We start from the raw sequence: 21,176 nt of genomic DNA, 5'->3' as shown, positions 1-21,176 counted from the left end.
TGGAAGCGGCCCGAAACCATGAACAGCACACCATTCCCCGCCACACCTACACACTCCGCGTACGACGTCGTCGTCATCGGCGGCGCCACCAGCGGCTCCGCGGTCGCCTGGTACCTGGCTACCAACCCCGACTTCACCGGCTCCGTCCTCGTGGTCGAACGCGAACCGTCGCTGAAGAATTCGGCCACCATGGCGAGCAACAACTGCATGCGCCAGCAGTTCGCCACCGAGATCAATATCGAGATCGCGCAGTACGCCGCCGAGTTCGTGAAGAATTTCCGCGAGAACCTCGGCGGTGGCTCCGAGATCCCGCACCTGCCGATCCGGAACTTCGGCTACCTCTACCTCGCCGACAACGACGAGTTCGCCGAAACCCTGCGCCAGGACCAGCGTCTCCAGGCCTCCACTGGGGCAGGGACGACGATCCTCTCGCGTGAGGAGATCGCCGCGAAGTATCCTTTCTACCGCGTCGACGACATCGTCGCCGGCAGCCTCAACACCGTCGACGAGGGCGCCTTCGACGCCCTAGTGATGGTCGACTGGTATCGACGCAAGGCCCGCGAACACGGCGTCGACTACATCGAGAACGAGGTCGTGTCGATCAGTCGGACCGGGGATCGCATCGACACGCTCACCCTCGCCAGCGGCGAAGTGATCGCCGCCGGGACGGTCGTCGACGCCGCCGGTACCCGCGCCGCGCACGTAGCGCGGATGGCCGGGGTGGACCTCCCCATCGAGGCACGCCGCCGCTACACCTACATCTTCTCCGCGGAAAGGCCTCTTGCTCAGGACCTTCCCCTGACCATCGACCCGACCGGGGTGCACATGCGCTCCTACGGCGCGCACGACTACCTCGTCGGCTGCCCACCCAGCCACGACGACCCAGCGGTCGACGTCGACGACTTCGACTACCCGGAGGACATCTGGGAGAACAAGATGCTGCCCGTGATCACCAAGCGTCTCCCTGAGCTCGGCGCCGTCACCGTGACCAACTCCTGGGTCGGCCACTACGAGTTCAACACCTTCGATCACAACGCCATCATCGGCCCACATACCGAAGTGCCGAACCTGTTCATGTGCAACGGCTTCTCCGGCCACGGCAGCCAGCAGGCACCGGCCTGCGGCCGCGGAGTCGCCGAACTGATCACATACGGCGAATTCCGCACCCTCGACCTTTCCGCACTCTCGCACCGGCGGATCGCCGAGAACCGGCCACTGGTCGAACGCGCGGTCATCTAGCACGATTCCGTCGCCGGCACCGTGTGGGGTGATCCCTGAAGCCAGTCCATTAGGGATCACCCCACACGGATCTCGGCTGCACCCCTTGGCCGCGACATGCCTCTCCGTTCATGAACATGGTTGGCATCACCCTTACGGCGCCTGCATTCCACCCAGGAGATGACCGGTGACCGATCCCTCACCGGTTGTCGACCGGGTCCTGACGACCTACTCGTCGTCCGTGTCGAGTTCGACGCAGTGCCACGTCACGGTCCTGTCCGCCGGTACGCCGACGCGCTCGGTGAGTGTAGGCGGTCCCGACGGGTCCACCGAGTAGCCCCCGTGTGGGGCCGGGTTGCGGTTTGCTTCCCGAGTGATGAGGGCGCGGCGAAGAATGCGGCCACATGTCGTCGGCACAGTTTGGTGAAACAAGTGCAGGTATCTGTCGTACATCAGGCAGCCAGAGATCGTGGCGGGACCCTCAGATTCTTTCCAGTCCGGGAGCAGCGCTGAGACGTGGTCATTGCTGTGAGCTATCCATTCGTATTCGCCGGGGCGGTTCGCGGCGACCCTTTCGACTTGGACTGCGACGTCTCGGCTCACCAATTCTGCTGGCAGCATCTCCGGCCGACACCACTCAGTAGTGGCTTCGATCCGATCTCCGATATGCAGGCGCTCGTACCCGGGTTCGAGGTCCACCAGCATCCAGATCCGCACACCATCAGCATGACGCTTTGGGTACGTCCCGGTGAGGGGGCGCTATCGCGGTTTCCGGACTCTCACTCGCACTGATATGCGGTCTGGGTACTTGGACTTGAATCTGGGAGGTTCGCGAAAACGGTCAATATGCCGCAGACGTAGGCGCGGGACAGCTTCCATTCGTTGTTGGAACGCACGAAGGGGATCGGCCCCACCGGGTACGGCTCCATGCGATCGATGTGGCCCTGCCCAGTCGCGTTGATCATGTCCGGGCCGACGGGTTCGACGGTGGTGAACTGGATGTATTGGGGTGAGGGCTGCGCACCCCAGGCCCGCGCGATGGGCAGGGCCTGGCCGCTGGGGCCCTCCAAGAGTCGCGCGCGGTCCTCCTCGCGTATGGAGTAGTTGGTTGTGGCGTTGTAGAGGGCGGTCAGTTGTTCGGCGGTGGGGACGAGATCGGTGATCGGCGCCGGCGGCGGTGCGAACTGGGTGGATTGGACGAAGACGGTCGGATCGCGCGATTCGGTGTCATCGGCGGGCGAGCAGGCGCAGGTCGCGGTTGCGATCGCGACAAGAGCGCTGGCACCTATCGCAGCTTTCCTCACCCTCATGATCTGGGTATCGCCCCGAGTCCACGCAGCGTGACAACCCGTGCCGCACGAGCTCCCTCGAAGCATCTCCATCAGCGATCGGGTGCCGGTCATCGATCGATGATCGGACCGATCAGGGATCGATGACCGGCCACCGCACCCACCTTCTTGTGGGAACCTGCATAAATGGTTGCTTCGTCTCCGTCGTTGATTGCATCCCACCGGCTGTCCCTTGTCATGGACTACGGACAGTTCTACTTGTCCGGTGATAGTTCTCCCGACAGCCAGGAAGACCTGGAAGAACTTGTCGGGGAAGCTCTGAGCGACGGAACGATCGCAAGCAGCCAGACCTCCGCCGTTGTTTTGTCCCCGCACCAGAACAACTTCGACATGCAGATGGCGATCGAAGTCTGGGACCAGAAACCACCCGAGGACCGAGGAGACTGGGACCAGGTGGTGGACCTCGTCGTCGAGATCGATCAAGACGGAACCCTGCTACTCGATTCCCCTCCTGGTGGAGAACCACACCGTGTGACGATCGATCCCGGCCGGTACCGCGTGGAAGTATGCGGCCGCGGCTTCGTGGCCCTCGGTTGGCCCGGCTCGATCGAACCCGGGGACACGTGGCGCATCCGCTTGTGGCCGGCCATCTCTACAACCGATGCCCTCCCACCGAGGAAGCTCTGGACCGAGACAGACACCACGACGAGTGATGCGGATTCTGCAGAAGCTGGGCTGGAATTGACGCCTACATCGTCTCGGACGATGAACGACAGCCCTACGTTCTCGCCGGGGGACGATTTTGCGATCTGGGGAGGTATACCCCCGACAGCCGAGCTTCTCGCAGCCGGGTCGATGGCGCCGAACCTCTGTCTCCTGGACCGCGCCCTCGCGGAAGCGATCGCCTCGTCATCGCCCACCACTCAACGCTCGATTGCCCGGTGGGCTGCCCGGACAGCGATCGAGCGAGCGAACCTGAGCAACACGCAGTGGGTCCAGGACGGACTTGACGCGGTCGAAGAACACGTCGCGCTTCCTGCGCCGTTCGACGGTCTCTTCAATGCGCGGCAGCGGGTCGAGACCGATCCCGCCCTTCGGCGGCTCCGTGCTCGCGCGAAGCCAGCTCTCAGAAACCAGCAACTCGGGCGGCAAGTATTCGCCGTCAGTTCACTCACCAGCGCTGGGGCCGCCGATCCAGCGCGGGCGGCCCTGGACGCGACCTACTATGCGGTAGTCGATGATGAGGAGACCCGGGTGTTGTTAGGCGAAATCCGGTCGAAGTTCCTTCCTCGATAGACCGTTCGCCTTCATCAAGAACGTCCGCCGGTGCGGCCGGCTCGGCGAACGTTCGAAAGGACTGAAATCGCTAGGCACTGGAGACTGAGTAACCGTCGTGTTGAGGTCGGTGGGCGCGTTTGATCGCCCGGTACACCGTCGACCGGCCCACCGAGAACAAGTCGGCCAGTTCGGCCGTCGAGTACTCGCCTGACGCGTGAAGTTCGACCAGGTGCCGTTCCTGGCGTGGGTTGAGCTTCGGCTTCTTGCCCTTCAGGTGTCCCTTCGCCTTCGCGATCCGCATCCCCTCCCTCGTTCGTGCCCGAATCAGGTCGCCCTCGAACTCGGCGACCATCGCCAGGACGTTGAACAACAGGCGGCCGACGGGGTCGGTCGGATCGTGCAACGAGGCTCCGATCTGCAGGCACGCGTTCCGGGACGTGAGCTCGTCGACGATGTCCCGGGCATCGGGCAATGAACGGGCCAGGCGATCCAACTTGGTCACCACGAGGGTGTCGGTGTTCCGGCACGCTGCAAGGGCGTTCTGCAGACCGGGCCGCTGACGATTGGTGCCGGTCAAGCCGTGATCGACGTAGATCCGTTCCGGTGAGACCCCGAGCCCGAGCAGAGTGTGCTGCTGTGCGGTCAGGTCTTGCTGATCGGTGGACACTCGTGCATACCCGATGTACATCGCTGATTCCCATCTCTTGAACGCACAACGCCGGCGGCGCGGTGCTTGGGACTCAACGGTCAGATAACACGACGAGGCAGACTAGACCCGCCCCCGGTGGACCAGTGCCGTAGTGCATTGCCGTTGGCGCATCCAGCATCGGCTTGCTGTCGGCTCCTCGATCCCCGTCCAAGTCAGTCGCCACGGTGGCTGCACTCAACGAAGTCTCGGCCACTCTTGAGGTCTCGGCCCGATTCATTGTGCTTTCCGGATCTTGACTGTCCGTACGATGTGGTGGATGCGCGATCGGTTGAAGACTCGGGGCCCGCAGGTCCGCAACGGGTGGTTATGGCTCGGATCTGGGGTAATAGTGGTTGCTCTCCTCATCGCGGGTATGTTCACCGTTTCGCGGGTGTTTCATAACGACCCTTGCGACTCCGCTCTCCCGTTAGCGTCCGAGCTGGGACTACATCTTTCCGACGACGACGATGTCGTCTCCTGCGAATGGCACTCGAGCTTCCCGGACTCCTCCGGAACTGTCATGGTGCGTACTGAATCACACACCACGCGAGAGGCCTTGCTGGAACGGTCCGGTGTCAGCGAGGAGATTGACCGACGGAGAGTAAGTCTGGACGACGGCCCGTTTCGCGAAGAGATGCGGAGACCGAATCTCGAACGCAGCGAGCAGGTGTACATAGCAACCGCACCTAATGGCCACCAGCTAAGAATCAGCTACGACGAAGGTGTGGAGTCCGGACTCCTGCTCACCGTGCGGGCTATCCAGGTGTGATTACTCGTCCTTCACCGCGTGCCGCTACCGGTTCGGCCATCGGGCGAGGCCTGCGCCGAGCACCATGGGGCAGCGATCATCTCCGCCCGGAAGCGGAACGCTGAGCGGAGCACCGGATGGTGATCCGTCGTCGGTCAACTGCGCACCCTATAGCGCAGGTGAAGCACCCGGTTGCCCTGAATCACCACGTCGGGATCCTCCAACAGGTGCTGCGCGTGGACCGACCCGAAGTAGCGCTTGCCGGACCCGAACACGACGGGTACGACGTCCATGCGCACCTCGTCGACCAGGCCCGCGGCAAGCACCTGGCCACCGACGTCGCCAGCGGCGACCTCGACGATGCGGTCACCCGCAAGCTCCTGCGCCTTTGCCACGGCTGCCTCGACGCCGTCGACGAAGTGAAACGGCGCCTCGGGTTCCAACCCTCGGGCTCCGGCCGGTGCGTCACGACGACCACGTGGTCGATCCCGCCAGGAGGCTTCCCGTCCCAGCCGTCCGTCATGTCGAAGACGTGGCGGCCGACGAGTGTCGCCCCGATCCGGTCCCAGTACGGCCGGGTGTAATCGTAGGACGTCTGCGACACCTTCACCTCGCCGCTCTCGTCCAACGGGACGTCACCGCTGGACAGCCAGTCGAACAGCGGTCCGGGCTGGTCATTCTCGTCCGCGACGAAGCCGTCCACCGACACCGAGCTGTACATGACCACCTTGCCCACGGGGCTCTCTCTTGCTTTGGGGTGCACCCAAATTAGCGTGTCGTGAGCTGTCGCTGTTGTACGAAATCAATCGGCCGGCAGCGGCCGGCTGTCCAGCGCGGGACGCCCCGAAAGCCGGCCGTTGACCGGAACCCGCTGAACTGCGCAGTCCCGGTAGCCCCGTCCGGTGACGATCGTCATTCCGGGGCGCTGATCGGGACATCCTTGCGGAAATCGTGGACACGGGGAGTGGGCGCGTTTCGCCGCAGCACGTGGTAGGGCTGGCTGCCGAGAAGTCATTCCGTTTCCCGCGGCGTCGACTCCTCCTGCTGGTCGAGGACGCTGACGGTGACGCCGTAGGGGAGGAACCGCACCGAACGGTGGGGATCGGTGTTGTGTTTGTGGGCGCGAAGGGCATCGAGTTCGGTGGCATACACCTGCTCGACGCGGGCGACGCCCTCGCCGTCGACGGTGTAGATCGCCCACACGCCGTCGCCCGTTTCCCCGGTCGTCTCCGGCTTCGGCGCGGCGCGCGGCGACCGGGCGAAGTCCGCGAAGACGCCCGTCCACGGGATCTGGGAATCCGCCTGGTCCAGGAACCTGACTATCCGGTCCTTGACGCCCTGCAACTCCTCGCCGGCCTCACGGATCACGCGGTCGAGATCGTCGGGGTCGAACCCGAACGGCCTGTTGTCGCTCATCACTGTCTCCTGACTTCGGCGGGACACCTCCAGTGTGGTCGCGGATGCCGATCGGCGCCACGAGGGTCGCCGATCGGCATCCGAGCTGACATCTATGCACATGCGAGGGACATCAAGCGCTCGGTGCCGCGTAGACGCGATCACCACCCACATAGGTGAGGACGGCCCGGGTCTCGGCAATCAGGTCGGCGGGTCCGGTGAACGGATCCCGGTCGAGGACCACCAGGTCGGCGCGTTTGCCCACCTCGATGCTTCCCGTGTCGTCGAGGTGGTTCACGTACGCGGACCCGGCGGTGTAGGCGGTGAGTGCGGACGTGAGGTCGATCCGCTGCTCCGGTAGGAACACCGGACGCCCCTGACCGTCTCGACCCGGCAGAACCCGATTGACCGCGACATGGATTCCATGGATGGGGTCGGCACTGCTGACCGGCCAGTCGCTGCCGGCCGCCAGAGTCGCGCCCGAGCGGAGCAGGGAACCGAAGGGATACTGCCGCCGCGTGCGTTCGTCCCCGAGGAAGGGGATGGTGAGCTCGTCCATCTGCGGCTCGTGGGCTGCCCACAGCGGTTGCATGTTGGCAGTGGCACCGAGCGCGCGGAACCGGGGGATGTCGGCGGGGTCCACGACCTGCAGGTGGGCGAGGTGCGGGCGGGTGTCGCGGAATCCGTTCGCGGTCCGGGCGGCCTCGACCGCGTCGAGCGCGTCACGCACGGCGCGGTCGCCGAGCGCATGGAAGTGCACCTGAAATCCGAGGGCGTCGAGCTCGGTGACGAAATCTCGCAGTTTGTCCGGGTCGACGAAGCTGGTTCCGGAATGTGTGGTCGCGCAGCCACATCCATCCAGATACGGGGAGATCATCGCCGCGGTGCGGGATTCGGCGACACCGTCGAGCATGATCTTCACGGTGTCGGCGCGCATCCTCCCGACGCGGAGACGGGAGCGTCGCCGGAGTAGGTCGGGGATCTGCTCGGATCCCCGGTCGCGATCCCACCACAGGGCGCCCGCGACCCGAGCGGTGAGGGACCCGTCGCCGGCCGCGGTCAGGTAGGCGTCGGAGACGTCGGAGATGCCGGAGGTGTCACCGAGCAGCGCGTCCTGCCAGGCGGTGATTCCGAGCGAATGCAGGTGCTGCTGTGCGTGGAGCAGTGCCTCGAGTCGGTCATCGGGGGTGTGCTGTGGGATGTGGCGTCCGACCAGGTCCATCGCGGACTCCTGGAGCATTCCGGTCGGCTCGCCGTCGGCATCGCGTTCGATGCGGCCGCCGATGGGATCGGGAGTCTCACGGGTGATGCCGGCGATAGCCAGGGCCCTCGTGTTCACCCACGCCCCGTGGTGGTCGCGGTTGGGCAGGAACACAGGCCGGTCCCGCACCACGGTGTCGAGGAGTTGCGCAGTGGGTGTGCCGCCGTCGAACGCCTCCATCGACCACCCGCCGCCCACGATCCACGGCAATTCCGGATGCGCATCGGCATAGCTGCGGACGGCAGCGAGGGTGGAAGCGGCATCGCTCGTGCCAGTGAGGTTGCAGCGGGCATACTCCAGGCCCGCCACCACCGGATGGATGTGCGCGTCCTGGAAGCCGGGCAGCAGCCTGCCGGTGAGGTCGACGACCTCGGTGCGGGCGCCGATCAGCTCCCGGATCTCGTCGTGGCCGACGGCCGATATCCGGCCACCGGTGACGGCTACCGTCGTGGCTCGGCGGCGCGCCGGATCCATGGTGGCAATCGATCCGCCCGTGAAGACCAGATCTGCGGGTAGTGCTGACATCGAGAATCTCCTGTCGGGAAGTGCTTTCGTCGGTATTCGGATCACGCGGCGGTGCGCTGATCAGGAACGGGTGGTGACGGCGATCTCGGCGGGCGCACCTCCACCGAGCAGGTTCGCGTCGTCGGCGTCAGTTCCGCGGCCGGTGACGAAATAGGGCGATCGGCGGACCCATTTCGCATGCGCGGCCACCATCAGCCCCGACATCACGACGAGGATCGGGAACAGTAGCTGAAACCACCCGTTGGTCGCGCTGATCTCGAGATGATCGGCCGAGGTGTAGAAAATCCAGCCCAGATATCCGCCGAGCGCCAGCAGCACCAGGGCACTGATCCCGGGAAACACGACCGCGCGCAATCCCTCCCACGGATGTTCCCGCAGGAGCCCGCGGAACCGCACAGCGGCCGCGAGTGCCGTCAAGCCGTACCAGAGTGCGACCACCAGTCCGATCGAACTGATGCCTGCACCGAGAAGATCGCTCAGCTTGGGGATGACCGTGGCCAGGAGCGCGACCACGGCGGAGATGCCGCCGAGCAGCACGGTACCGGCCGCGGGGGTTCCGTAACGGGAATGGACACGGGTCCACACCGGGCCGAGTGTGCGGTCTCTGCCCATCGCGAACAGTCCACGCGCACTGGGTATCACGGTGGCCTGGAGTGAGGCGACGACGGAGAACATCAGCGCCAACACGGGGAGCGCGGCCAGCGGTTGATCGGCGAGCGCTTCGCCGAGATACGCGAGCCCGACGGTCCCGTTGTCCGCGAGTTCCGCCGGGGAGAGAACGCGCTGGAACGCCACCGCGCCGAGCAGGAACAAGCCGAGGACCAGGAAGACGGTGATCACACCGGCGCGGGACGCGTCGCGCGGATCGCGCACCTCCTCGCTCACACTGAACGCTGCTTCGAAACCCCAGTAGAAGAAGACGGCGATCACCATGCCCTGCGCCAGCACGGCGAACGACGGAATTGCGAAGGGGTTGAACCAGGAGAGCGAGAATGGCTGGCTCCCGGCGAACAACCCGTACACGCAGAAACCGATCAGCACGACGTACTCGAAGACGAGGAGGTACTTCTGCAGTCGTGCCGCCACCGCGACGCCGCGGACGGCGGTGAAGGTCACCGCTCCCAGAACGGTGAGTCCCAGCAGCGTCGACTGCAGTGTGGAATCGGGATCGAGGGGGAGTCCGGCGACACTGTGCACGCCGGCCATACCGCCGAGCTGCAGGATCGCCGACCCGGCGATCGCGGTGGTGTAGGCCATGAACACGACGACGGCGACGATGGCCATCCAGCCGGTGAGGAACCCCAGCCACGGACTGAGGCTGCGGCCCACCCAGACGTAGCTGTTGCCGCAGTTGGGTTCGACCCAGTTGAGCCGGGCATATCCGCTGGCGATTCCTAGAATGGGCACGAACGCCAGCAACAGCACCACCGGCATCTGGAGACCGACCACGGTGGCGACGACTCCCAATCCGACACCGATGCTGGTCGTCGCCGCGGTACTCGAGGCGGCGATCGCAATGCCGTCCATCACACCGAGGGTTTTGCGGAAGGCCGTCGCGCTGGGCGCGCCGGCCGCGCCGTCGTTCACTGTTGCCATCTGCGTCGCTTTCGTTCGAAGGGTGGGGAGGGGCGACGCCAGGCCGGATCCGGACTTCTCACGGCCGGTGCCTGGGGTTTCGCTCCCTGCCTGTGACATGCAACACTGTCGATGTCGACCTGGTCAACGGTGTTGGCATAAGACGGCGGCGAGGGAAGGAGCCCCGGAATTGGCGAAGCAGATGGTCTCGGATTCGCCCAGGAGGAGGCGCAGGCCGACGAAGCAGGGTGTCGTTCTCTCGGAGCAGACGATCATCGAGACGGCGTTGCGGTTGCTGCGGCATCACGGCAGCGCGGGGTTGTCCGCTCGCCGTCTCGGGGCCGCGCTGGGGGCCGACCCGAGCACCCTGTACCGGTACTTCCACGGCATCGACGACCTGACGCTGGCGATCGCCGACGAGCTGATCGGCCGGTCGTTTCACGGCTGGGAACCCACCGGGGACTGGTGGCGAGACCTGTACGCACTCGGAATACGTTCGCATGCGGCATATCTGGACCACCCGCAGGCGGCAGTCCTGTCGGCCAGCAGAGTCAGCGGCCGCGCCTCCGAGCAATCCGCAGTCGACACGATTCTCGGAATACTGCGTGAAGCGGGTTTTCCCGACGGTGCAGCCGTCCGCCTCTACCGCGCGTTCGTCGATCAGATGCTGGCGTTCGCCGCACTCGACGGTGCCGAACTCGCGCTACCCGACGACGTCCGCGCGTCCGACCGGGAACTGTGGCGATCGTCGTACACGCAACTGCCGGCCGAGACACACCCGCACATCGCTGCGACCGCGGGACTTCTCGTCGGACTCGCCGACCGCAGTGCGTATCCCGACGCACTCGAACTGTTCCTGGACGGCGCACGCGCCCTGCTTCAGCGACTCGAAATGACGAGGGACCCGGCGGGCACGTGACTGTCGGCAGACACCGCGCGTCCGGTCGTAGAATTCAGCGGGGAGAACCTGATGTGCTCCATTCGGCGAACCGTGTTGATCGCTGCCGCTCTTGCCGTCGTTGCGGCGGCAGCCAAGGGCGTGTCCGTCGCACGGAACAGGGACCTGCCGCCACCGGCTTTGGACGGCGAGTTGCGCTTCGACCGGGTGGCGCGCGACGCCGTCGCCGACGACTTCGGGCATCTGGTCCGCACGCCGCCGGAGGTCGTACTGCTGCCGGGTTCCACGGCCGACGTCGCCGCGACGATCCGCTGGGCCGCGGAGCGGGGCCGTACGTTCGCCCCGCAGGGGCAGCGGCATTCGGTGTGGGGACGATCGTCCGCCCCGCAGGGAAAGACCCCGCCCGTGCTCGCCGACTACCTCGGGCTGTCGGTCAACGGGACACTCGCGGTCGGGGGTGTCGGCGGCACGACCTGGCGATACGGCGTCCAGAGCGACAACGTCGTCTCGATGGTCGTGGTGACCGGTGCGGGGCGGACGATCACCTGTTCGGCGGAGCACCATCCGGACCTGTTCGCCATGGTGCGGGCGGGTCTCGGCCAGGTGGCCGTGATCACCGAGGCGACGCTCGCGCTCGTCGCGGCGCCCCGGCAGGTCCGCAGGGTCGTGCTGTCCTACCCGGACCTCGCGACGATGCTGCGGGACGAGCGTCTCCTGGTACGCGACGGCCGCTTCGATGCGGTGCAAGGCGCGATTCCGGCAGCGCCGACCGGTGGTCTGATGTTCCAGGTGGACGTCGCGAAATTCTTCACCGGGAGCCCACCGGACGACGACGTCCTGCTGGCCGGCCTGTCCGACGATGCGGCCGGGCGGACGCCGAGCACCATTCCGTTTGCCGACTACCTGAACCGGTTGGCCGGGCTGGAATCGGCGTTGCGCGCCAACGGCCAGTGGTTCCACCCGCACCCCTGGATCACGACCTTCATCGGTGACTCCCGGGTCGCGGACGTCGTCGACGACGAGCTGGGCAGGATCGACGCCGCACACGACCTCGGCGCATTCGGCCAGATCGTGCTCTCTCCGATCTTCACCGCGGCGATCACAAGCCCGCTGCTGCGCACACCCTCGGAGGAACTGTGCTTCGCGTTCAACTTCGTCCGGGTGCCGACGACGGCCGACCGCGGCAACGCCGACCGGCTCGTGGAAGCCAACCGCGCCGTGTACGAACGCGTCCGCAGCAACGGCGGCACGCTCTACCCGGTCAGCGCGTTCCCGATGTCACCCGAAGACTGGCGCCGGCATTTCGGGCCCGCGTTCGACCGTCTCCGTGAGGCCAAGCGCACCTTCGACCCCGAGCACGTCCTGACACCCGGCTATGAGATCTTCGAGGACGTTCCACACCACCTCAGCCGGCGGCGAGCGGCACCAGGGTGAAGTGGCCGACTCCGCGGGCCGCGGAGAACACCTCCCACGACATCGGACCGCCGGGACCTCGGCCCTCTCCGTACCGGAGGTCGAAGGCGGGGTTCACCGGCGCCAGTCGGTAGTCGAAGAAGGCGTAGTTGGCGCGCAGCATCGTTCGCGCCGGCTCGGAGGCCTCGGCGAGCCGCGGCACCAACCGGTCCTCGACCACCAACCCGCGGTCGGAGAACTCGTCGACGATGACGCATTCACAGAAGTACGCGAGCGTGCCGATCTCACCGGGAGACCGGACCGGTGCGTCCCCGACGAGCGTCCCGACCGCACGGCCGACCCGCTCGTAGTCCTGCGCACTCGCCCAATTGCCGAAAATGGGTGGCGCCTCCCACGGGAGGCCGCCCTCGACGTCGAAATACACTGCGCCGGCGCCCAGCGCGGTGAGCAGACCGGCCAACGCACCGACGGCGGCGCGGTCCGCGGTGTCGCGAGCGGCGGTCCAGTGGATGCCGGCGGCGAGGACGGCGAACATCGCCAGCGTCGTCGCGGGCGCCACGTAGTACCAGTGGTACGGCACGGTGTCGAGGACGACGTAGGCGACGTAGTAGAGGGCGCCGGACAGCCCGAGCGCGAGGACCGCCCCCGGCACCGGCAGCGGTCGCTTCCGGTAGCGGGCGTACGAGAAGAGCGCGAGCAGAAGCAGGAGGAGTCCGAGCGCTGCGGGCCCGAATGCGGCGACGGTCCGCCACGGGTTGGACTCGAAGTACATGATCGGGCCGGTGAGGTAGTTGAACCCGCCCACGTCGGAGGCCTGCCCCTGCTTGATCAGGAAGGTGTCGGGCAGGGCCGAACCGAGGACGAGCCAGCTGAACACGTACCACGGCGCGGCGATCGCGGCGAAGCCGGCGAGAGCCCGTCGCACCTGGCCGCGAATCGCTTGCGACAGCGCCGCGATGACGAGAACGAACACGAGCAGGTCCAGTCGCACCAGCGCCGCCGTACCCGCGGCCGCACCGAACCACGCGGCCCGCCCGTCGAGCGCGAACCACACCATCACCGCGACCGCGGCAGGGATCAGGAGCACCTCGAGCCCGACCGCGGACAACACGAACGGGTTGAACACCACCAGCGCACCGGCGAGCACAGCCCAGAACGGTCCGAGTCCGAGTCGCCGGCCGATCCGGGCCAGCACCCACCCCAGCAGTGCGGTGACCGCGACGTTGAGCATTCCGAGTGCGAGCAGCGGATCGCCCGGGCCCCACAACCGGGTCAGGAACGTCAGCGCGCCGAGCACCAGCACGTTCAGCGGGGACGTCGACGTGTTCGCGGTCAGGCCGTGCACGATCGCCCACTCGCCGTGGACGGCCAGGTTCCGGGCAGCCGACAGGCTGATGTAGGCGTCGTCGGTGAGGCTGCCGGACACGACCCAGAACAGCACGGCCGCCACCACAGCGCCGGATGCGGCGAGGATCGCCGGCGCCCGGTACGGGTTCGCGACCGGCGACGGGGTGGACCGGTCGAGCGGCGGGTTCAGCAATCCTGTAGACACCGCGACATCGTAGAGGGCAGGAGAGAGCGCCGCGCAGCCACCGAACCCGAACGTGACGAGGTCGAGCGTGCGGCGAGTGTTTAGCGGCGCGGTTTGACGGGCAATCGACGGCGCAGGGTCGGAGGCGCAACCGGTGGCACACCCGGTCCAGGTTCCGCGGGTTGAGTCCCCAGGCCGCGGGACCGTCCGCCGCCGATGGTTCCTGGCGTGTTATTCGCTGAATTCGCCCATCGCGGGCGACCATTCGCGAATCTGCACGTTCGCCACCAGATTCTCCTCGGCGAACGGATCGTGCGCGAACACGCGCGCGACCGCGTCCTCGTCCTCGGCGTCGACTATGAACAGCGCGCCGTGGCCGCTCGCGAGAGGCCCGCTCGAGCGCATGATCTTGCGACGGAGAAGTTCGGAGAGCCACGCACGGTGCTGTGTTCGGTGATCGTCGCGAAGGGCCGACGTCTCGGGGCTGTACGTGTACTCCACGACGAACAGGGGCATGGGGTCCTCGCTCAGCCGTGGTCGATGTAGGACTCGAGCTGGTCGCGTTCGGTCTGCAATTCGCCGATCCGGCTCTTCACAACGTCGCCGATGCTGACGATGCCGACCAACTGGCCGTCGACGATCACCGGCAGGTGCCGGATCCGGCGTTCGGTCATGGTCTCGGCGAGACTGTCCACGGTGTCGGTCGGTAGGCAGGCGAACACCGACGTGGTCATGATGTCCAAGACCCGCGCATTCAGGATGTCGGGGCCGCGTTCGTGGATGCGGCGCACGATGTCGCGTTCGGTGACGATCCCGACGACGGCGTCGTTCTCCGTGACCACCAGCGCCCCGACGTTGTGCCGGGCGAGTTCGCCGATCAGGGTGCTGACCGACATTTCCGGATCCACCGTCACCACGGCGGGACCCTTGTTCCGCAACACATCCGCGATTCGCATCTGGACACCCCGATCCCTGGGCTCTCCCACTGTCCGCCGACTCGATCATAGGCAGACTTCGAGCGTATGCCAGGGCTAATGGAGGTCTTGGTTTGGTTATCCACTCGTGACCGCCCCGTCCCGCGGGCTGCGCGCGCACCCGGAGCGCGGTGTTAGGTTGGCGCTGTGCCGATCACCGTGCTACTCGTCGACGACCAGGAACTGATGCGGATGGGCCTCAACATGGTGCTCGACGCCCAGGACGACATCACCGTCGTCGGTGAGGCGAGCGACGGCGCGGCCGCGGTCGCCGCGGTGCGCAAACTCGAACCGGACGTGGTGTTGATGGACGTCCGGATGCCGGTGGTGGACGGGGTGAGCGCCACCGCCCAGATCCTGGAGTCGGGTGTCGCCAGCCGTGTGCTGGTGATGACCACGTTCGACCTCGACGAGCACGCCATGGGTGCGTTGCGGGCGGGGGCCAGCGGGTTCCTGCTCAAGGACACCCCGTCGGAAGACCTGGTGTCGGCCATTCGCAGCGTGGCCGCGGGGGATGCCGTGGTGTCGCCGAAGGTGACCCGGCGGCTGCTGGCGAGGTTCCTCGACGACGGTCCGGCGCCGCTGCGCGACCCGGAGGTCCTCGACGTGCTGACCGAACGTGAGCGGGAGGTGCTGCAGTTGGTCGCCACCGGGCTGTCGAACACGGAGATCGCCGCTCAGCTGTTCCTGTCGGAATCGACCATCAAATCGCACGTGGGCCGGATCCTCACCAAGTTGAACGTCCGCGACCGGGTGCAGGCAGTGGTGCTGGCCTACGAGACGGGCCTGGTGCGACCCGGCTCGTAGGCCGGCGGGTGGGGAAGCGTATTGCCGTCAGACGGTGAAGGTGCCGACGGTCGGGACCACCGTGCACGTGACATCGTCGGCGTAGCCGACCGTGCCGAACATCGTCGCGAGAACCGTGCCCTTGCCGGTGTCGACGATCTTCGACAGCAGCGGGGTGCCCAAGATCGGCAGTTTGTCGTCGAGTTTCACGATGCCGCCTTGGAACGTGGTCAGGTTGATCCACGCGACGCTGAGTTCGGACGACTGCGGGATCGCGACGTAGGCGGGGATCGCCTGGAAGCGGAGTTGGTTCGCGCTGATCTGGGGGAACAGGTTCGGTCCGCCCTGGGCGCTGGCCAGCGTGACGGTCGCGGGTTTGTCGGCGACGCCGCACCCGAGGGTGGGGGACGGGTACATGAAGTCCTGCGGCGTGGTGAGTCCGACTTCGAGCACGTCCTTCGGGATGAACACACTGGCGCCGAGAAGCGCGTCGACGGCGGCGGTCGCGGCGGGGGAGACCTCGGTGGCCAGTGCCTGCAGTTCGGCGGCGCCCTTCGCGAAGTCGGCGACCGGTGCTGCCGACGCCGGTCCCGAAGACAGCATGCCGAAGGCGGCTGCGGACGCGAGAACGATTGCGGCTCGGCGGAAGACGGTGGAACGAGTCATTTCGGCTCCTCGTTGTGCGCGGGATCGGAAGACCCCCATCGCAGTGAACTGCATCATGTCCAGAGTCTCAATGTCAACTTGAGGGTTAGCATCGTGCCCGCTTCGATATCTGCAGCCGGGAGAAAATCGGCGCCGTCGAACGTTGAACGAGCAGACGGTTGACCCCAGACCCTCGATGAACCGGCCGTCCGAAAGGGGGCGTCATGTACGCCGCACTGTTCCTGTTGTACGTAGTGGTGGAGATCGCCGCGCTCGTCCTCGTCGGTCACGCGATCGGCGTGCTGTGGACGGTGCTCCTCCTGCTCGGGGGAACGCTGATCGGGCTGCTGCTGATGCGGTCGCAGTGGCGTCGTGTGATGGACGGCCTGCGCCGGGCGGCGGGCGGCGACGGATCCCCGGGGGCGGCGGTCGCGGACGGTGCACTCGTCGCGCTGGGCTCCGCCCTGATGTTCGTTCCCGGCCTGGTCACCTCGGTACTCGGACTGCTCTTCCTCATTCCCCCCACCCGGTGGGCCCTCCGGCCCGTCGTGGTCCTGCTGGCGGGCCGCCGCGCCGCGACCGTCGCGGCCGGGGCCGAGGCCTTCGCGCGATCACCCCGGCGCGGTCGCGGCGAGGTGATCGAGGGAGAGGTGGTCGACGAGGTCTTCGAGGGCGAAGTGATCGACGAGGACCCCCGAACCCCGACCCGTGATCCCCGCGTTCTGCCCTAACAGGCAGACTGGTTGCCTGTGACTACACAACTGCTGGTCGGCGGCCGAATCTACAGTTCCTTTGCTCCAGACGCCACGTCGATGGCAGTGACCGACGGTGTCGTGTCGTGGGTCGGCGACGACCGCGCGGCCCGCGCGCTGCACCCCGGCGCCGAGGTGGTCGACCTCGGCGGCGCGTTCGTCACCCCGGCGTTCGTCGACACCCACGTGCACGTCACCGCGCTCGGCCTGAACATCGTCGGACTCGACCTGGTGGGGGTCGGTTCGCTCCGTGAGTGCCTCGACCGGCTCGCGTCTTTTGCCCGCACCCATTCCGACGCGGTCATCTGGGGACACGGCTGGGACGAATCGGCGTGGCCGGAAGGCACCGGCCCGACCACGGCGCAACTCGACGAGGCCGCCCCCGGACGCACCGTGTACCTGTCCCGGATCGACGTCCACTCGGCCGTGTGCTCGACGGCCCTGCGCCGGTCGGTCCCGGATCTGAGCGAGGCCTCCGGGTTCTCGTCCGAGGGGCCGCTGACCTTCGAGGCGCATCACGCCGCCCGCACCGTCGCCCGCTCGCTGCTGACGGCCGAGCAGCGGTCCGCCGCCCGCGTCGCCGCCCTCGACGCCATCGCCTCGCGCGGCATCGTCGCGGTCCACGAGTGCGGCGGACCCGACATCGCCGGACTCGACGATTTCCGTGAACTCCTCGCCACCCCGCACGGCGTCGAGGTCCGCGGCTACTGGGGTGAGGCGGTCACCGACGCCGACGAGGCCAGGAAGTTGCTCGACGCCACCGGCGCGCACGCGCTGGGCGGCGACCTGTTCATCGACGGATCCCTCGGCTCGCACACGGCGTGGCTCAGCGAACCCTATGCGGACCTGGACGGCGGCACCGGCAAGAGCTACCTCGGAGTCGACGAGATCGCCGCGCACGTGCGCGCCTGCACGATCGCCGGCATCCAGGCCGGGTTCCACGTCATCGGCGACGCCGCCGTCCGGGCCGCGGTCGACGCGTTCGCCGTCGTCGCCGACGAGTTGGGCGGTCCCGCGGTCGCGGCGGCCGGGCACCGACTCGAGCACGCCGAAATGATGACCGGTGACGACGCGGCGCGGCTCGCGCAGTGGGGTGTGATCGCCAGCGTCCAGCCCGCATTCGACGCCCTGTGGGGTGGAACCGACGGCCTGTACGCGCAGCGCCTCGGAACCGAGCGTGCCGTCACCCTCAACCCGTTCGCCGCCGCCGCCTCCGCCGGGGTGTCGCTCGCACTGAGCTCCGACGCACCCGTCACCCCGGTCGAACCCTGGGCGATGCTGCGCGCGGCCGTCCACCACCGCACACCCGGCAGCGGGATCTCCCCGCGCGCCGCGTTCTCGGCCGCCACCCGCGGTGCGTGGCGTGCCGGCGGGGTCCGCGACGGGCTCGCCGGGACGCTCGCTCCGGGTGCGCCGGCGTCGTACGCCGTGTGGGATGCGGGCGAACTGGTGGTCAGTGCCCCCAAGGATTCCGTGCAGCGGTGGTCGACCGATCCCCGGTCCCGGGTGCCCGCCCTGCCGCGTCTCGAGGACGACGCGCCCACGCCGGTCCTGCTGCGTTCGGTTCACCGGGGGAGCGTCGTCCATGAGCGGTAGCACGACGGCACGCTGGACCACCGGAAAGCGGGGCGTGCTCGTGCGCTCCGTCCTGTCGGTGGCCGCGGGATTCCTCGTCTTCGCCGGATTTCCGCCCCGCCCCCTGTGGTTTCTCGCTCCCCTCGGCATCGCCCTGCTGACGCTCGTCCTCACCGGTGCCGGCGGCGCGGCGCCGCGGCTGCGCGCGGGCTTCGGCTACGGCTACCTCGCGGGACTCGGTTTTCTCGTGCCGCTGCTCCCGTGGATCGGGGTGTTCGTCGGCGCCCTCCCGTGGCTCGCGCTCGCCGCGGTCGAGTCGCTATACATCGGACTGTTCGGGGTACTCGCCGTGCTCGTCTCTCGGCTGCGCTGGGCGCCGCTGTGGATCGCGGCGTGCTGGTCGCTCACGGAATGGCTGCGGGCGAGCGCGCCGTTCGGCGGCTTCCCCTGGGGGCGGTTGGCGTTCGGCCAGTCGGAGGGCTGGTTCCTGCCGCTCGCGAGCATCGGCGGTTCCCCGCTGCTCAGCTTCGCCGTCGCGTTGACCGGCGCCGGACTGGCGTCCGTCGCCGTGACGGTGCGGGCCCGGGCAGGCGGCGCCACGAACTGGGTGCGGCCGCTCGCAGGCGGTCTGGTCGCCGCGCTCGCCGCAACGGTCGTCTCCCTCGCGCTGTGGCCGGCACTGCCGGGAATGGACTCGGGCGACCGGACGATCACCGTCGCCGCGATCCAGGGCAGCGTCCCCAAACTCGGTCTCGACTTCAACGACCAACGCAAACGCGTCCTCGACAATCACGTGAACCGCACCCTCGAACTCGCCGACGACGTGGCGTCGGGCGCGGCGCCGCAACCCGACCTCGTCGTCTGGCCCGAGAACGCATCCGACATCGACCCGCTGCGCAACGCCGACGCCGCCGCGGACATCTCCCGCGCGTCCGAGGCGATCGGCGCACCCATCCTGGTGGGCGCGGTGCTCGTGAACTCCGACCGCACCACCACCAACTCGGTGATCGTGTGGGACGGCGACGCCGGACCGCAGGAGCGGCACGACAAGAAGATCATCCAGCCGTTCGGCGAATACCTGCCGTACCGCGGATTCTTCCGGCACTTCTCCTCGTACGCCGACCGCGCCGGCAACTTCGTTCCCGGCGACGGTGACGGCGTCGTCCACGCGAACGGGATCGCCGTCGGTGTCGCGACCTGCTACGAGGTCGCCTTCGACCGGGCGTTCGAGCAGTCGGTGCGCAGCGGCGCCGAACTCCTCGCGGTCCCCACCAACAACGCCACGTTCGGCGACACCGAAATGACCTACCAGCAACTGGCCATGTCGAAGGTACGGGCCGTGGAGCACGGGCGCGCCGTCGTTGTGGCCGCCACCAGCGGTGTGAGCGCGATCATCGGACCCGACGGGTCCACGGTGGCGGAAACTCCGCTCTTCGTCCCCGCGGCCCTGGTGTCGCAGGTGCCGCTGAGCACCGGTACTACGCTGGCAAGTCGGCTCGGCCCGATTCCGGAGATTCTTCTCTGTGTCGGCGCCGTCGCTGCCGTCGCGTTCGCCGTGGTGCAACGACGACGCACCGTTCGCACACTGAGTCACAGCAGTACCGAGAAGGCGCCGGCAGATGCCGGCAGGGAGGATCCTCATGGCATCGGAGACCGATTCCGGGCAGAGCGGGGCACCGAGCGCACGGACTCTGGTGATCATTCCGACGTATGACGAGCGGGAGAATCTCGGCCCGATCGTGCGGCGCCTGCATGCGGCGCTGCCGCGGACGCACGTTCTCGTCGTCGACGACGGCAGCCCCGACGGCACCGGAGACGTCGCCGATGCCCTCGCGTCGAACGACGACGCGGGTCGCATCCACGTGATGCACCGGACGGAGAAGAACGGTCTCGGCGCCGCCTACATCGCCGGTTTCCGGTGGGGCTTGGACCGCGACTACACCGTGCTCGTCGAAATGGACGCCGACGGAAGCCACGCCCCGGAACAGTTGCATCGCCTGCTCGAGCAGGTCGATGCCGGTGCCGACCTCGTCCTCGGGTCGCGGTACGTGCCGGGCGGCACGGTGGTCAACTGGCCGAAACACCGCGAGTGGCTGTCACGCGGCGGGAACATCTACTCCCGGCTGGCCCTCGGCGTGAAAATCAAGGACATCACCGGCGGGTACCGCGCATACCGCCGTGAGGTGCTCGAGAAGCTCGACCTCGCCGCGGTGGAGTCGCACGGCTACTGCTTCCAGGTGGATCTGGCGTGGCGGGCCATTCAGGAGGGCTTCACGGTCCGTGAGGTTCCGATCACGTTCACGGAGCGAGAGATCGGCGAATCCAAGATGAGTGGCGGGATCGTCCGCGAGGCCCTTCTCAAGGTCACCCAGTGGGGGCTGCGGAACCGGATCGCCAGGATCAAGGGCGTGGCAGCCAGATAGCGCCCCGAGTACCAACCGCTGCCCCATTCCTTCGGCGGAAGTAGTGGGGCAGTGCTGGGTTAGGTGCTCCAAAACGTGATACCCAGGGGTAAAGCGCCGCGCGTCCACATTCTGAGACGCCCTGAAACGGTTTGAACCGCACGTCCGATAGGAACCTGAAGCGTACTCCCGGGTAAGGTTCGGTTAATTCCCAGGTTCGCAG

General features: G+C 67.3%; 19 protein-coding genes and 1 pseudogene. 10 read left to right on the top strand and 10 right to left on the bottom strand.

The window, feature by feature from the left end; genetic code table 11:
- The first annotated feature begins 18 nt into the window (after nt 1-18).
- Entirely contained in the window at nt 19-1,239 is a 1,221-nt protein-coding gene (locus tag I1A62_RS07570; RefSeq protein WP_124393481.1) for an FAD-binding oxidoreductase, read from the top strand.
- Nucleotides 1,240-1,405: 166 nt separating this feature from the next.
- Entirely contained in the window at nt 1,406-1,555 is a 150-nt protein-coding gene (locus I1A62_RS07565; RefSeq protein WP_219458391.1) for a hypothetical protein, read from the top strand.
- A 442-nt stretch (nt 1,556-1,997) separates the two neighbouring features.
- On the opposite strand, the gene I1A62_RS07560 is transcribed toward I1A62_RS07565, so the two are convergent.
- Entirely contained in the window at nt 1,998-2,621 is a 624-nt protein-coding gene (locus tag I1A62_RS07560) for a hypothetical protein (RefSeq protein ID WP_257890716.1), read from the bottom strand.
- A 72-nt stretch (nt 2,622-2,693) separates the two neighbouring features.
- On the opposite strand from I1A62_RS07560, the gene I1A62_RS07555 reads away from it, so the two are divergent.
- The gene (locus tag I1A62_RS07555) at nt 2,694-3,803 is read left to right on the top strand and encodes a hypothetical protein (RefSeq protein ID WP_219458390.1); all 1,110 of its coding nucleotides are present in this window, start codon (nt 2,694-2,696) and stop codon (nt 3,801-3,803) included.
- Nucleotides 3,804-3,873: 70 nt separating this feature from the next.
- Here the strand turns inward: I1A62_RS07555 and I1A62_RS07550 are convergent, their stop codons facing one another.
- The 5 genes and pseudogenes from I1A62_RS07550 to I1A62_RS07530 form a co-directional block, all read right to left on the bottom strand.
- Nucleotides 3,874-4,473 (bottom strand): recombinase family protein, encoded by a 600-nt coding sequence (locus tag I1A62_RS07550; protein ID WP_219458389.1) that lies wholly within the window; start codon nt 4,471-4,473, stop codon nt 3,874-3,876.
- A gap of 903 nt (nt 4,474-5,376) precedes the next feature.
- Nucleotides 5,377-5,957, bottom strand: a pseudogene (locus I1A62_RS07545) (dihydrofolate reductase family protein).
- Between the two features lie 275 nt (nt 5,958-6,232).
- Entirely contained in the window at nt 6,233-6,637 is a 405-nt protein-coding gene (locus I1A62_RS07540; protein ID WP_124393476.1) for a hypothetical protein, read from the bottom strand.
- A gap of 112 nt (nt 6,638-6,749) precedes the next feature.
- Nucleotides 6,750-8,402: an amidohydrolase gene (locus I1A62_RS07535; protein WP_219458388.1), complete on the bottom strand. Its 1,653-nt coding sequence runs from the start codon at nt 8,400-8,402 to the stop codon at nt 6,750-6,752.
- Between the two features lie 60 nt (nt 8,403-8,462).
- Nucleotides 8,463-9,998 carry an APC family permease gene (locus tag I1A62_RS07530; RefSeq protein WP_124393474.1) on the bottom strand — a complete coding sequence of 512 codons (1,536 nt, stop codon included), beginning with the start codon at nt 9,996-9,998 and terminating at the stop codon, nt 8,463-8,465.
- 169 nt (nt 9,999-10,167) lie between these two features.
- Here I1A62_RS07530 and I1A62_RS07525 point away from each other — a divergent pair, with 169 nt between their 5' ends.
- Together I1A62_RS07525 and I1A62_RS07520 are read left to right on the top strand one after the other, a co-directional pair.
- Complete coding sequence (locus tag I1A62_RS07525) at nt 10,168-10,896, top strand: TetR/AcrR family transcriptional regulator (RefSeq protein ID WP_124393473.1); 729 nt, start codon at nt 10,168-10,170, stop codon at nt 10,894-10,896.
- Nucleotides 10,897-10,947: 51 nt separating this feature from the next.
- Nucleotides 10,948-12,309, top strand: a complete 1,362-nt coding sequence (locus tag I1A62_RS07520) for an FAD linked oxidase (protein WP_257890715.1) — start codon at nt 10,948-10,950, stop codon at nt 12,307-12,309.
- On the opposite strand, the gene I1A62_RS07515 is transcribed toward I1A62_RS07520, so the two are convergent.
- The 3 genes from I1A62_RS07515 to I1A62_RS07505 all read right to left on the bottom strand — a co-directional run bounded on the left by I1A62_RS07515 (nt 12,281) and on the right by I1A62_RS07505 (nt 14,775).
- Nucleotides 12,281-13,840 (bottom strand): hypothetical protein, encoded by a 1,560-nt coding sequence (locus I1A62_RS07515; protein WP_219458387.1) that lies wholly within the window; start codon nt 13,838-13,840, stop codon nt 12,281-12,283. The genes I1A62_RS07520 and I1A62_RS07515 overlap by 29 nt on opposite strands.
- 210 nt (nt 13,841-14,050) lie before the next feature.
- A complete protein-coding gene (locus I1A62_RS07510) occupies nt 14,051-14,335 on the bottom strand; it encodes a YciI family protein (RefSeq protein WP_072946196.1) in 285 nt (94 codons plus the stop codon).
- Between the two features lie 11 nt (nt 14,336-14,346).
- Nucleotides 14,347-14,775, bottom strand: coding sequence for a CBS domain-containing protein (locus I1A62_RS07505; protein ID WP_124393471.1), 429 nt, complete (start codon nt 14,773-14,775; stop codon nt 14,347-14,349).
- 165 nt (nt 14,776-14,940) lie between these two features.
- On the opposite strand from I1A62_RS07505, the gene I1A62_RS07500 reads away from it, so the two are divergent.
- Nucleotides 14,941-15,600 (top strand): response regulator transcription factor, encoded by a 660-nt coding sequence (locus I1A62_RS07500; protein WP_124393470.1) that lies wholly within the window; start codon nt 14,941-14,943, stop codon nt 15,598-15,600.
- Between the two features lie 27 nt (nt 15,601-15,627).
- Here I1A62_RS07500 and I1A62_RS07495 read toward each other — a convergent pair whose 3' ends face one another.
- A complete protein-coding gene (locus I1A62_RS07495; protein ID WP_124393469.1) occupies nt 15,628-16,245 on the bottom strand; it encodes a hypothetical protein in 618 nt (205 codons plus the stop codon).
- A gap of 203 nt (nt 16,246-16,448) precedes the next feature.
- Between I1A62_RS07495 and I1A62_RS07490 the strand changes: the two genes are divergently transcribed.
- Genes I1A62_RS07490 through I1A62_RS07475 form a run of 4 tightly spaced genes read left to right on the top strand, consistent with a single transcriptional unit; the run spans nt 16,449 to nt 20,974 of the window.
- On the top strand, nt 16,449-16,955 hold the full coding sequence (locus tag I1A62_RS07490; protein ID WP_124393468.1) for an FxsA family protein: 507 nt from the start codon (nt 16,449-16,451) through the stop codon (nt 16,953-16,955).
- A 12-nt stretch (nt 16,956-16,967) separates the two neighbouring features.
- Nucleotides 16,968-18,572 (top strand): amidohydrolase, encoded by a 1,605-nt coding sequence (locus I1A62_RS07485; RefSeq protein ID WP_219458386.1) that lies wholly within the window; start codon nt 16,968-16,970, stop codon nt 18,570-18,572.
- On the top strand, nt 18,562-20,265 hold the full coding sequence (lnt, locus tag I1A62_RS07480; RefSeq protein WP_219458385.1) for an apolipoprotein N-acyltransferase: 1,704 nt from the start codon (nt 18,562-18,564) through the stop codon (nt 20,263-20,265). The genes I1A62_RS07485 and lnt overlap by 11 nt, the downstream gene beginning before the upstream one ends.
- Complete coding sequence (locus tag I1A62_RS07475; protein WP_219458384.1) at nt 20,192-20,974, top strand: polyprenol monophosphomannose synthase; 783 nt, start codon at nt 20,192-20,194, stop codon at nt 20,972-20,974. Before lnt ends, I1A62_RS07475 begins: the two co-directional genes overlap by 74 nt.
- Nucleotides 20,975-21,176: the final 202 nt, after the last annotated feature.

This window comes from Rhodococcus sp. USK10 (assembly GCF_019378875.1).
Lineage (GTDB): Bacteria > Actinomycetota > Actinomycetes > Mycobacteriales > Mycobacteriaceae > Rhodococcus_F > Rhodococcus_F pseudokoreensis.
Note: the sequence above shows the minus strand (reverse complement) of the source record. Positions and strands in the feature narration are given on the sequence as shown.